7 protein-coding genes are annotated in these 12,854 nt (G+C 68.5%); all 7 read right to left on the reverse strand.

From position 1 onward, the window contains the following. Positions 1-37: 37 nt before the first annotated feature. The gene (gene fusA / locus A0J59_RS08130) at positions 38-2,140 is read right to left on the reverse strand and encodes an elongation factor G (protein ID WP_047233809.1); all 2,103 of its coding nucleotides are present in this window, start codon (positions 2,138-2,140) and stop codon (positions 38-40) included. Between the two features lie 117 nt (positions 2,141-2,257). Next, entirely contained in the window at positions 2,258-2,728 is a 471-nt protein-coding gene (rpsG, locus tag A0J59_RS08135; RefSeq protein WP_047233808.1) for a 30S ribosomal protein S7, read from the reverse strand. Then, entirely contained in the window at positions 2,728-3,102 is a 375-nt protein-coding gene (rpsL, locus tag A0J59_RS08140) for a 30S ribosomal protein S12 (RefSeq protein WP_021479869.1), read from the reverse strand. Before rpsL ends, rpsG begins: the two co-directional genes overlap by 1 nt. 455 nt (positions 3,103-3,557) lie before the next feature. Further along, positions 3,558-7,439 (reverse strand): DNA-directed RNA polymerase subunit beta', encoded by a 3,882-nt coding sequence (locus A0J59_RS08145; protein ID WP_047233807.1) that lies wholly within the window; start codon positions 7,437-7,439, stop codon positions 3,558-3,560. A gap of 116 nt (positions 7,440-7,555) precedes the next feature. Then, positions 7,556-11,068: a DNA-directed RNA polymerase subunit beta gene (gene rpoB / locus A0J59_RS08150; protein WP_047233806.1), complete on the reverse strand. Its 3,513-nt coding sequence runs from the start codon at positions 11,066-11,068 to the stop codon at positions 7,556-7,558. Positions 11,069-11,541: 473 nt separating this feature from the next. Then, a complete protein-coding gene (gene rplL, locus A0J59_RS08155; RefSeq protein WP_021483444.1) occupies positions 11,542-11,931 on the reverse strand; it encodes a 50S ribosomal protein L7/L12 in 390 nt (129 codons plus the stop codon). Between the two features lie 114 nt (positions 11,932-12,045). Next, a complete protein-coding gene (rplJ, locus tag A0J59_RS08160; RefSeq protein ID WP_021483443.1) occupies positions 12,046-12,576 on the reverse strand; it encodes a 50S ribosomal protein L10 in 531 nt (176 codons plus the stop codon). Positions 12,577-12,854: the final 278 nt, after the last annotated feature.

A 12,854-nucleotide genomic window follows, 5' to 3' on the forward strand; every position in this document is an offset into this window, starting at 1 on the left:
AGGTTGATGGTTGTGCGGGTCTTCGACCTGTGGGGACTCACTCGCCCCGGGTCTTCTTGATGATCTCTTCGGCAACGTTCCGAGGAACCTCGGCGTAGCTGTCGAACTGCATCGAGTACACGGCACGACCCTGGGTCTTGGACCGGAGGTCACCGATGTACCCGAACATCTCTGACAACGGTACTTGGGCCCGGACGACCTTCACACCCGTCGCGTCCTCCATGGACTGGATCATTCCACGACGTGAGTTCAGGTCGCCGATGACGTCGCCCATGTACTCCTCGGGCGTACGCACCTCGACCGCCATCACCGGCTCCAGCAGAACCGGGTCCGCCCGCTTGACGCCCTCCTTGAGGACCATCGAGCCGGCGATCTTGAACGCCATCTCCGAGGAGTCGACCTCGTGGTAGGCGCCGTCGAGCAGCGTCGCCTTGACCCCGACCAGCGGGAAGCCGGCGAGCACGCCGAGCTCCATCGCGGACTGGATACCGGCGTCGACGCTCGGGATGTACTCGCGCGGGATGCGACCACCGGTGACGGCGTTGGAGAACTCGTAGAGCTCGCCCTCGGCCGTGTCGAGCGGCTCGAAGGTCACCTGGACCTTGGCGAACTGCCCGGAACCACCGGTCTGCTTCTTGTGCGTGTACTCGATCTTCTCGGCCTTGCGGCGGATCGTCTCGCGGTACGCGACCTGCGGCTTGCCGACGTTCGCCTCGACCTTGAACTCGCGACGCATGCGGTCGACGAGGATGTCGAGGTGGAGCTCGCCCATGCCGCCGATGACGGTCTGGCCGGTCTCGTCGTCCAGCTTGACGCGGAACGTCGGGTCCTCCTCGGCGAGCTTCTGGATCGCCGTCGAGAGCTTCTCCTGGTCGGCCTTCGTCTTCGGCTCGATCGCCACGTCGATGACGGGCTCGGGGAAGGTCATCGACTCGAGGATCACGGGCGCGTCGAGCGCGCTCAGCGTGTCACCCGTCGTGACGTCCTTGAGGCCGATGAACGCGTAGATGTGACCCGCGCTCGCCTCCTCGACCGGGTTCTCCTTGTTGGAGTGCATCTGGAAGAGCTTCCCGATGCGCTCCTTCTTGCCCTTGGTCGAGTTGAGCACCTGGGCGCCCTGCGCGACCTTGCCCGAGTAGACGCGGACGTAGGTGAGCTTGCCGAAGAACGGGTGCGACGCGACCTTGAACGCGAGCGCGGAGAAGGGCTCGGTGGCGTCGGGGTGACGCTCGACGATCTTCTCCTCGTCCTTGACGTCGTGGCCCTCGATCGCGGGGACGTCGAGCGGCGACGGCAGGTAGTCGATGACCGCGTCGAGCATGGGCTGCACGCCCTTGTTCTTGAACGCGGACCCGCACAGGACCGGGAAGGCCTCGCCGGCGATGACGAGCTTGCGGATCCCGGACTTGATCTCCGCGATCGTCAGCTCCTCGCCACCGAGGTACTTCTCGAGCAGCTCCTCGTCGGCCTCCGCGACGGCCTCGATGAGCTCGCTGCGGTACTGCTCGGCCTTCTCGAGAAGGTCGGCCGGGATCTCCTCGGTGTCGTACGCCTCGCCGAGCTTGGTCTCCCCGTGCCAGACGAGGGCCTTCATCTCGAGCAGGTCGACGACGCCGGTGAAGTCGTTCTCCGAGCCGATCGGGAGCTGGATGACCAGCGGCTTCGCCTTGAGGCGGTTGATGATGGTGTCGACGGTGAAGTAGAAGTCCGCACCGAGCTTGTCCATCTTGTTGACGAAGCAGATGCGCGGCACGTTGTACTTGTCCGCCTGGCGCCACACCGTCTCCGACTGCGGCTCCACGCCCTCCTTGCCGTCGAAGACGGCGACGGCGCCGTCGAGCACGCGCAGGGAGCGCTCGACCTCGACCGTGAAGTCGACGTGGCCGGGCGTGTCGATGATGTTGATCTGGTTGTTCTTCCAGTAGCAGGTCGTCGCGGCCGACGTGATCGTGATGCCGCGCTCCTGCTCCTGCTCCATCCAGTCCATCGTCGACGCGCCGTCGTGCGTCTCACCGATCTTGTAGTTCACACCCGTGTAGAACAGGATGCGCTCGGTGGTCGTGGTCTTCCCGGCATCGATGTGGGCCATGATGCCGATGTTGCGGACCTTGTTCAGGTCGGTCAGCACGTCAAGTGCCACGGTCTGTTTCCCTCGCTAGGTGGGTTGAGTCGGGGGCGCTGCTCGGACCGGGGTGGCCGGCCGGAGACCCGCCGACGGCCCCGGGGACCGTGAGGTCCCCGAGGCCGGTCGGGCGGACTACCAGCGGTAGTGGGCGAAGGCCTTGTTGGACTCCGCCATCTTGTGCATGTCCTCGCGACGCTTGACCGCGGCGCCGAGGCCGTTGCTCGCGTCGAGGATCTCGTTCATGAGGCGCTCCGTCATCGACTTCTCACGACGCGCGCGCGAGTAGTCCGTGAGCCAGCGCAGCGCGAGCGTCGTGGCACGCGCGGGACGCACCTCGACGGGGACCTGGTAGGTCGCACCACCGACGCGGCGCGAGCGGACCTCGAGCGCGGGGCGGACGTTCTCGAGCGCACGCTTGAGGACGACGACCGGGTCGCCGTCGGTCTTCGCCCGGACGCCCTCGAGGGCGCCGTAGACGATCGACTCGGCGGTGGACTTCTTGCCGTCGAGCAGCACCTTGTTGATGAGCTGCGTGACGACGGGCGACCCGTAGACGGGGTCGACGATGAGCGGCCGCTTCGGGGCCGGGCCCTTGCGAGGCATCAGCTCTTCTCCTTCTTGGCGCCGTAGCGGCTGCGGGCCTGCTTGCGGTTCTTCACGCCCTGCGTGTCGAGCGCGCCGCGCACGATCTTGTAGCGCACACCCGGGAGGTCCTTCACACGACCGCCGCGCACGAGCACGATGGAGTGCTCCTGGAGGTTGTGGCCGACGCCGGGGATGTAGGCCGTGACCTCGACCTGGGAGGAGAGCTTCACGCGAGCGACCTTGCGCAGCGCGGAGTTCGGCTTCTTCGGGGTGGTGGTGTACACGCGCGTGCACACACCGCGCCGCTGCGGGGAGCCCTTGAGGGCGGGGGTCTTCGACTTCCCCACCTTCGAGGTCCGCCCCTTGCGGACGAGCTGCTGGATCGTAGGCACTACGTCTCCGTGTCTTCTCGAGCTACCGGGGCTATCCCCGATGGTGGTCGTGCTGGCTGCTGGAGCCGATCGCACGAGGCACCCGCAGCGCGAGACACGCTGCAGCAGCCACCTACCACCGGCTCGATGGTCCGTCCCCCGCCCGCGGGCACGAAGGCGCCGCATGGACCGGGATCCGGAGTGCCCGGGCACTCACATCGGCCCGTCCGGAGCCCGCTGCGCGGAGGTGGGAGCGATCGCTCGCTGACACCGCCCCGCCAGGGACATCACGGAGGGCCCGACGGCGCGGGCACGGTTTACCAGGTTACCTGCCGCCCGGCAGGTAGTCAAAGGAGCAGGTCACCGCCCGCCGTCGGTGGGCGGTGCGCTCCCCCGGGACGCCGAACGGGTGCCACGCGGCGCCCGCACCCGAGGTGCGGGACGCCGTCGGGCACCCGTCCGGCTGTCGAGGAACGTCAGCGGTAGTCGCCGAAGTCCAGGTCCTCGAGCGGGATCGCCTCGCCGGAGCCCATGCCGAGCGCCGGGAAGTCGATCTCGTCGTAGCCGAAGCTCGGGTAGAGCTCCGTCTTGGCCTGCTCGGTCGGCTCGACCTGGACCTTGGTGTACCGGGGCAGACCGGTACCGGCCGGGATGAGCTTACCGATGATGACGTTCTCCTTGAGGCCGAGGAGCGGGTCGCGACGACCGCTCATCGACGCCTCGGTGAGCACGCGCGTCGTCTCCTGGAAGGAGGCCGCCGACAGCCACGAGTCCGTCGCGAGCGACGCCTTCGTGATGCCCATCAGCTCGGGACGGCCGGAGGCCGGCTGGCCACCCTCCGCCACCGCGCGACGGTTCGCGTCCTCGAAGCGGCCGCGCTCGGCGAGCTCGCCCGGCAGGAGGTGCGAGTCGCCCGAGTCGAGCACGGTCACGCGACGCAGCATCTGCCGCACGATGACCTCGATGTGCTTGTCGTGGATGTCCACGCCCTGCGAGCGGTAGACCTCCTGGACCTCGTCCACCAGGTGCTTCTGCGTGGCGCGCGGGCCGAGGATGCGCAGGACCTTCTTGGGGTCCACCGCACCCTGGACGAGCTGCGTGCCGACGTTCACGTGGTCGCCGTCCTGCACGAGCAGGCGGGCACGCTTGGTCACCGGGTACGCGATCTCCTCCGAGCCGTCGTCGGGCGTGAGGACCAGACGGCGCGAGCGCTCCGAGTCGTCGATCGCGATGCGGCCCGAGAACTCCGCGATGGGCGCCTCACCCTTGGGGGTGCGGGCCTCGAAGAGCTCCGTGACACGCGGCAGACCCTGCGTGATGTCGTCCGCGGAGGCCACACCACCCGTGTGGAAGGTACGCATCGTCAGCTGGGTGCCCGGCTCACCGATCGACTGGGCGGCGATGATGCCGACCGCCTCGCCGATGTCGACGAGCTTGCCCGTGGCGAGCGAGCGCCCGTAGCACTTGGCGCACGTGCCGACGCGCGACTCGCACGTGAGGACCGAGCGCACCTTGGCCTCGCGCACGCCCGCGGCCACCGCGGCGTCGATGAGGACGTCGCCCGCGTCGTCGCCGGCCTTGCCGACGACGTTCCCGTCGGGGTCGACCAGGTCGGCCGCCAGGGTGCGCGAGTAGACGCTCGTCTCCACCTTCGGGTGACGCACGAGGATGCCCCCGAGCTCCTCCGCGATCGGCAGGGTCAGGCCGCGCTCGGTGCCGCAGTCCTCCTCGCGGACGATGACGTCCTGCGACACGTCCACGAGACGACGCGTGAGGTAGCCCGAGTCGGCGGTCCGCAGCGCGGTGTCCGCCAGACCCTTGCGGGCACCGTGCGTCGCGATGAAGTACTCGAGGACGGACAGGCCCTCGCGGTAGTTGGACTTGATCGGGCGCGGGATGATCTCGCCCTTCGGGTTCGCCACGAGACCGCGCATACCGGCGATCTGACGGACCTGCATCCAGTTACCACGGGCACCCGAGCCGACCATGCGGTACACGGTGTTGCGGTCGTTCGCCTCGAGGTTCTCGCGCATGACGGAGGCGACCTTGTCCGTCGCCTGGGTCCAGATCTCGATGAGCTCCTGACGACGCTCGTCGTCCGTGATGAGACCACGGTCGTACTGCTGCTGGACCTTGAGCGCACGCTCCTCGTGCTGCTCGAGGATCTCCGCCTTCGCCGCCGGGGTGGCGACGTCGGAGATCGCGATCGTGACGCCCGAGCGGGTCGCCCAGCGGAAGCCGGCGGCCTTCAGCGCGTCGAGCGACGCCGCGACCTCGACCTTCGGGTAGCGCTCCGCGAGCTCGTTGACGATCGCCGAGAGGCGCTTCTTGTCGACCACCGAGTTCACGTACGGGTAGTCGACGGGGAGCGTCTCGTTGAACAGCGCGCGACCGAGCGTGGTGTCGAAGAGGATCGGCTGACCCTCCTCCCAGCCCTCGGGAGCCTCGAAGCCGGAGACCGGCGGGACGAGGTCCGTCGTGCGGATCTTCACCTCGGCGTTCAGGTCCAGGGTGCCCTGGTCGAACGCCATGATCGCCTCGGCGACCGAGCCGAACGCACGACCCTCGCCCTCGGCACCCTTGCGGTCGCTCGTCAGGTGGTACAGGCCGATGATCATGTCCTGCGAGGGCATGGTCACCGGACGACCGTCCGACGGCTTGAGGATGTTGTTGCTCGAGAGCATGAGGATGCGGGCCTCGGCCTGCGCCTCCGCGCTCAGGGGCAGGTGGACGGCCATCTGGTCACCGTCGAAGTCCGCGTTGAACGCGGCGCACACGAGCGGGTGCAGGTGGATCGCCTTGCCCTCGACGAGCTGCGGCTCGAACGCCTGGATGCCCAGGCGGTGCAGCGTCGGCGCACGGTTGAGCAGCACGGGGTGCTCGGTGATGACCTCTTCGAGCACGTCCCACACGACCGGGCGAGCACGCTCGACCATGCGCTTGGCGCTCTTGATGTTCTGCGCGTGGTTGAGGTCCACGAGCCGCTTCATGACGAACGGCTTGAACAGCTCGAGCGCCATCTGCTTCGGGAGGCCGCACTGGTGCAGCTTGAGCTGCGGGCCGACGACGATGACCGAACGGCCCGAGTAGTCGACGCGCTTGCCGAGCAGGTTCTGACGGAAACGACCCTGCTTGCCCTTGAGCATGTCCGAGATGGACTTCAGCGGGCGGTTGCCCGGGCCCGTGACCGGACGACCACGACGGCCGTTGTCGAACAGCGAGTCCACGGCCTCCTGGAGCATCCGCTTCTCGTTGTTGACGATGATCTCCGGGGCGCCCAGGTCGAGCAGGCGCTTGAGGCGGTTGTTCCGGTTGATCACGCGGCGGTACAGGTCGTTCAGGTCGCTCGTCGCGAAGCGGCCACCGTCGAGCTGCACCATCGGGCGCAGGTCCGGCGGGATGACCGGGACGGCGTCGAGCACCATACCGGTGGGCGAGTTCGTCGTCGTGAGGAACGCGTTGACGACCTTGAGGCGCTTGAGGGCACGCGTCTTGCGCTGCCCCTTGCCCGAGCGGATGGTCTCGCGCAGGGACTCGGCCTCCGCCTCCAGGTCGAAGTCCTGGAGACGCTTCTGGATCGCCGCGGCGCCCATCGAGCCCTCGAAGTAGGTGCCGTAGCGGTCCTGGAGGGCGCGGTAGAGCATCTCGTCGCCCTCGAGGTCGGCGACCTTGAGGTTCTTGAAGCGGTCCCACACCTGGTCGAGGCGGTCGAGCTGGGCGTCCGCGCGCTTGCGGATCTGCGCCATCTCGCGCTCGGCCGAGTCGCGGACCTTGCGGCGCGCGTCGGCCTTGGCACCCTCGGCCTCGAGCTCGGCCAGGTCGGCCTCGAGCTTCTGGGCACGCGAGTTGATGTCGTTGTCGCGAGCGTCCGCGATCTCCTTCTTCTCCAGGTCGATCTCGTTCTGGAGGTTGGGGAGGTCTTCCTGACGACCCTCGTCGTCGACCGACGTGATCATGTACGCCGCGAAGTAGATGACCTTCTCCAGGTCCTTCGGGGCGAGGTCGAGCAGGTAGCCGAGGCGCGAGGGCACACCCTTGAAGAACCAGATGTGCGTGACGGGCGCGGCGAGCTCGATGTGGCCCATGCGCTCACGACGCACCTTCGAGCGCGTCACCTCGACGCCGCAGCGCTCGCAGATGATGCCCTTGAAGCGCACGCGCTTGTACTTGCCGCAGTAGCACTCCCAGTCCCGGGTGGGGCCGAAGATCTTCTCGCAGAAGAGTCCGTCCTTCTCGGGCTTGAGGGTGCGGTAGTTGATGGTCTCGGGCTTCTTCACCTCTCCGTGCGACCACGCACGGATGTCGTCGGCCGTGGCCAGGCCGATGCGCAGCTCGTCGAAGACGTTGACGTCGAGCAAGTTGTCCTACTTCCTTCGTCTGCCGGGACCGGCCGGGGCCGGTGCCGACGCCATAAAGACGGTTGGTGTGGGGGTCGTCGGCGGGAGCGGGGTGACCCGCTCCCGCCTGCCCGAGATCAGATCTCGTCGACGCTGGACGCCGCGTTGGGGCGGCGCGACAGGTCGATGCCGAGCTCTTCTGCTGCGCGGTACACGTCGTCGTCCGACTCCCGCATCTCGATGGACACGCCGTCGCTCGAGAGCACCTCGACGTTCAGGCACAGCGACTGCATCTCCTTGAGGAGGACCTTGAAGGACTCCGGGATGCCCGAGTCGGGGATGTTCTCGCCCTTGACGATCGCCTCGTAGACCTTGACGCGGCCGGGGACGTCGTCCGACTTGATGGTGAGGAGCTCCTGGAGCGTGTAGGCCGCGCCGTACGCCTCGAGGGCCCACACCTCCATCTCGCCGAAGCGCTGTCCACCGAACTGCGCCTTACCACCCAGCGGCTGCTGCGTGATCATCGAGTACGGTCCGGTCGAGCGCGCGTGGATCTTGTCGTCGACCAGGTGGTGCAGCTTGAGGATGTACATGTAGCCCACCGACACGGCCTCGGGGAACGGCTCGCCGGAGCGGCCGTCGAAGAGGCGCGCCTTGCCGTCGGCGCCGACCATGCGGTCGCCGTCGCGGTTCGGGATCGTCGTCGAGAGCAGGCCCGTGAGCGCGTCCTCGTGGACGCCGTCGAACACCGGGGTCGCCACGGGGCGACCGGGCTCGGACGTCGCGGCGATCTCCGGGACGTTCTCCCGCCAGGAGAGGTCCTTGCCCTCGGCCAGCGAGATGTCCCAGCCCTGCTTCGCGACCCACCCGAGGTGCGTCTCGAGGACCTGGCCGACGTTCATACGACCGGGGACGCCCAGCGGGTTGAGGACGACGTCGACCGGCGTCCCGTCCGCGAGGAACGGCATGTCCTCGACGGGCAGGATCTTGGAGATGACGCCCTTGTTGCCGTGACGGCCGGCGAGCTTGTCGCCGTCCGTGATCTTGCGGCGCTGCGCGATGTAGACGCGCACGAGCTGGTTCACGCCCGCGGGCAGCTCGTCGCCGTCCTCGCGGTTGAACTCGCGCACGCCGATGACCGTGCCGGACTCGCCGTGGGGCACCTTGAGGGACGTGTCGCGCACCTCGCGCGCCTTCTCGCCGAAGATCGCGCGGAGCAGGCGCTCCTCCGGGGTCAGCTCGGTCTCGCCCTTCGGGGTGACCTTGCCGACCAGGACGTCGCCCGCGCCGACCTCGGCACCGATGCGGATGATGCCGCGCTCGTCGAGGTCCGCGAGGACGTCCTCGGAGACGTTCGGGATGTCCCGCGTGATCTCCTCGGGGCCGAGCTTGGTGTCGCGCGCGTCGACCTCGTGCTCCTCGATGTGGATCGAGGAGAGCACGTCGTCCTGCACGAGACGCTGGCTGAGGATGATCGCGTCCTCGTAGTTGTGGCCCTCCCACGACATGAACGCCACGAGCAGGTTGCGGCCGAGCGCGAGCTCGCCCTCGTCCGTCGCCGGGCCGTCCGCGAGGACGGAGCCGGGCTCGATGCGCTGGCCCTCGTCGACGAGCACGCGCTGGTTGTAGCTCGTGCCCTGGTTGGAGCGGCGGAACTTCGCGATGCGGTAGCTGCCGGTCGTGCCGTCGTCGTTCGCGACGAGCACGAGGTCGGCCGAGACCTCGGTGACGACACCGGGCTTCGTCGCGACGACGACGTCGCCCGCGTCGACCGCCGCGCGCCACTCCATGCCGGTCCCGACGAGCGGGGCCTCGGAACGGACCAGCGGCACGGCCTGGCGCTGCATGTTGGCGCCCATGAGGGCGCGGTTGGCGTCGTCGTGCTCGAGGAACGGGATGAGCGCGGTCGCGACCGACACCATCTGGCGCGGCGAGACGTCCATGTAGTCCACCTGCGCGCCGGGCACGATCTCGACCTCGCCGCCCTTGGTGCGCACGAGCACGCGCTCGTCCGCGAAGGAGCCGTCGACGTTGAGCACCTGGTTCGCCTGCGCGATGACGTGGCGGTCCTCGTCGTCGGCCGTGAGGTAGACGACCTCGTCGGTGACCTTGCCCGCCTCGACCTTGCGGTACGGCGTCTCGATGAAGCCGAACGGGTTGATGCGCCCGTACGACGCGAGCGAGCCGATCAGACCGATGTTCGGGCCTTCAGGGGTCTCGATCGGGCACATGCGGCCGTAGTGCGACGGGTGGACGTCACGGACCTCCATGCCGGCGCGGTCGCGCGACAGACCACCCGGGCCGAGGGCCGAGAGACGACGCTTGTGCGTCAGGCCCGCGAGCGGGTTGTTCTGGTCCATGAACTGCGAGAGCTGCGACGTGCCGAAGAACTCGCGGATGGACGCCACGACCGGGCGGATGTTGATGAGCGTCTGCGGCGTGATCGCCTCGACGTCCTGCGTCGTCATGCGCTCGCGCACGACGCGCTCCATCCGGGACAGGCCCGTGCGGACCTGGTTCTGGATGAGCTCGCCGACGGCGCGGATGCGACGGTTGCCGAAGTGGTCGATGTCGTCCGTCTCGACGCGCACCTCGACGGCCTCGCCGTTCCGGGTGCCCGGGATGGACGCGTGGTCGGCGTGCAGGGCCGCGAGGTACTTGATCGTCGCGACGACGTCCGAGACGGAGAGCGTGGAGTCCGTGAGCGGCGCGTCGATGCCGAGCTTCTTGTTCGCCTTGTAGCGCCCGACCTTCGCCATGTCGTAGCGCTTGGGGTTGAAGTAGAAGTTCTCGAGCAGCGCGCGGCCGGCCTCGACGGTCGGCGGCTCGCCCGGGCGGATCTTGCGGTACAGGTCGACGAGGGCCTCGTCCTGGGTGTGGACGTGGTCCTTCTCGAGCGTGTCGAGCACCGACGGGAAGTCGGCGAACTGCTCGCGGATCTCCGACTCGGTCAGACCGAGCGCCTTGAGCAGCACCGTGACGGACTGCTTGCGCTTGCGGTCGACGCGCACGCCGACGGCGTCGCGCTTGTCGATCTCGAACTCGAGCCAGGCGCCGCGCGAGGGGATGATCTTCGCGGAGAAGATGTCCTTGTCGCTCGTCTTGTCGGCCGCGCGCTCGAAGTAGACGCCGGGCGAGCGGACGAGCTGGGAGACGACGACGCGCTCGGTGCCGTTGATGATGAAGGTGCCGCGCTCGGTCATGAGCGGGAAGTCGCCCATGAAGACCGTCTGGCTCTTGATCTCACCGGTGTTGTAGTTGACGAACTCCGCGGTGACGAAGAGGGGCGCGGCGTACGTGAAGTCCTTCTCCTTGCACTCGTCGGCCGTGTACTTCGGCGGCTCGAAACGGTGGTTGGAGAACGACAGCGACATCGAGGACCCGAAGTCCTCGATCGGGGAGATCTCCTCGAAGATCTCCTCGAGACCCGACGTCGAGGGCACGTCCTGGCGGCCGGCCGCGGCCGCGGCGGCGACACGCGCCTGCCACGCCTCGTTGCCGAGGAGCCAGTCGAAGCTCTCGGTCTGGAGGCCCAGCAGGTCGGGGACCTCGAGGGGCTCGTAGATCTTGGCGAAGGAGAGGCGACGCGATGCGGTGCGGTTCGCGATGGCGTCGGCGGTCGGAGCAGAAGGGGTGCGCGAGGCAGCCAAGAGGGGTCCTTCCCTGCAGATCGAAAGAACGCTGCACCGCCGGGCTGGACACGATCACCGCCGCCACGACACCTCGCGGACGCGCACGTACGTCGACGAGGGGGTCGGGGGTATCTGAGATCGGGGGCACAGGACAGCGCAAAGCGTGAGCATACCCCAAGAAGGCGTCGCCACACAACCCCGGGGCGCACTCCCCCGCCCGGCCCCAGACGCCTGCGCGCCCCGCCGGTACTCGTGCGGGCCTCGTCGCCCGCCTCCGACCCGTCTCGCGGGTCGCGAACCTGCTGCCGTCGACCTCGCTGTCCTGCGTCGTCGACCCGCACATGGTGGCACACTCGTGGCCGTTCCGTGAAGCCGGTGCGCCCGCCCGGGTGCCCGACGACGTGCACGTCCACGTCTGCACCGCGCTCCCCGGCCCACCCACGCCGTCGTGCGGCGTGCTGACCGGTCCCGTCAGGACGGGACCGGCGAGATCACTTGAGGGTGACCGTGGCGCCGGCGCCCTCGAGGGCAGCCTTGGCCTTCTCGGCCGTCTCCTTGTTCGCGCCCTCCAGGACCGGCTTCGGGGCACCGTCCACGAGGTCCTTGGCCTCCTTCAGGCCGAGGGACGTGAGCGCGCGCACCTCCTTGATGACCTGGATCTTCTTGTCGCCGGCAGCCTCGAGGATGACGTCGAACTCGTCCTTCTCCTCCTCGGCCGGGGCGTCGCCCGAGCCACCCGCGGGGGCGGCGACCGCGACGGCGGCGGGGGCGGCGGCGGTGACCTCGAAGGTCTCCTCGAAGGCCTTCACGAACTCGTTGAGCTCGATGAGGGTGAGCTCCTTGAACTGCTCGATGAGCTCGTCGGTGCTGAGCTTCGCCATGATGGCGTTCCTTTCGGTCGGTGCTCGGCAGCGGCCCGGTGCGGGCCTGCCAGAAGCGGGGTGTGTGCTTGCGCTGCGTGGATCACGAGACCGGGGCGAGCCCCGGGCGCGGGATCAGGCGGCAGCGCCCTCCGATTCCTGCTTCTGACGCAGGGCATCGATGACGCGGGCGGCCTGGGCGGTGTTCGCGGTGAAGACGTAGGCAGCCTGGAAGAGCTTGGCCTTCATCGCGCCGGCCGCCTTGGCCAGCAGGACCTCGCGGGACTCGAGGTCCGCGAGCTTCGTGACCTCCGCGGCGGTCAGGGGGCGCCCGTCGAGGACACCACCCTTGATGACCAGCGCGGGGTTCGCCTTGGCGAAGTCACGCAGACCCTTGGCAGCCTCGACCGGGTCCCCGGTGACGAAGGCGATTGCCGACGGGCCCTGCAGGTCGGCGTCGAGTCCCTCGACACCGGCCTCCTTGGCCGCGATAGCGGTCAGCGTGTTCTTCACCACGGCGTAGGTTGCGTTGCCGCTGAGCGACCGACGCAGCTGCTTGAGCTGCGCGACGGTGAGCCCGCGGTACTCGGTCAGCACGGCAGCGTTCGAGTCGCGGAACTTGTCCGAGATCTCGGCGACTGCGGCTGCCTTGTCCGGCCTCGCCATGGCAATCCTTCCGGTGGTGGTACCACCGGCGTCCGTCCCGGAACGAGAAAGAGCCCCGCGCAGGCGCGGGGCTCGCAGTCGCACGCACGGCGGGGCCGGGCGGACGTCGTCGATTCGCTACCTGCGCTGGCCTCCACCTCGTGGTGGGACTTCGATCCGTCACGTCCTGCAGACGGAGTCTGCGGGCAGCGTCGGACGACCGGCGGTCTTGGGTACACGCCCATCGTACGGGACGACGGCGGGTGCTCCAAACCGCGGCACGCGACAGACGCGCGACG

The sequence above is a fragment of the Cellulosimicrobium sp. I38E genome, assembly GCF_001647255.1.
Taxonomy (GTDB): domain Bacteria; phylum Actinomycetota; class Actinomycetes; order Actinomycetales; family Cellulomonadaceae; genus Cellulosimicrobium; species Cellulosimicrobium cellulans_E.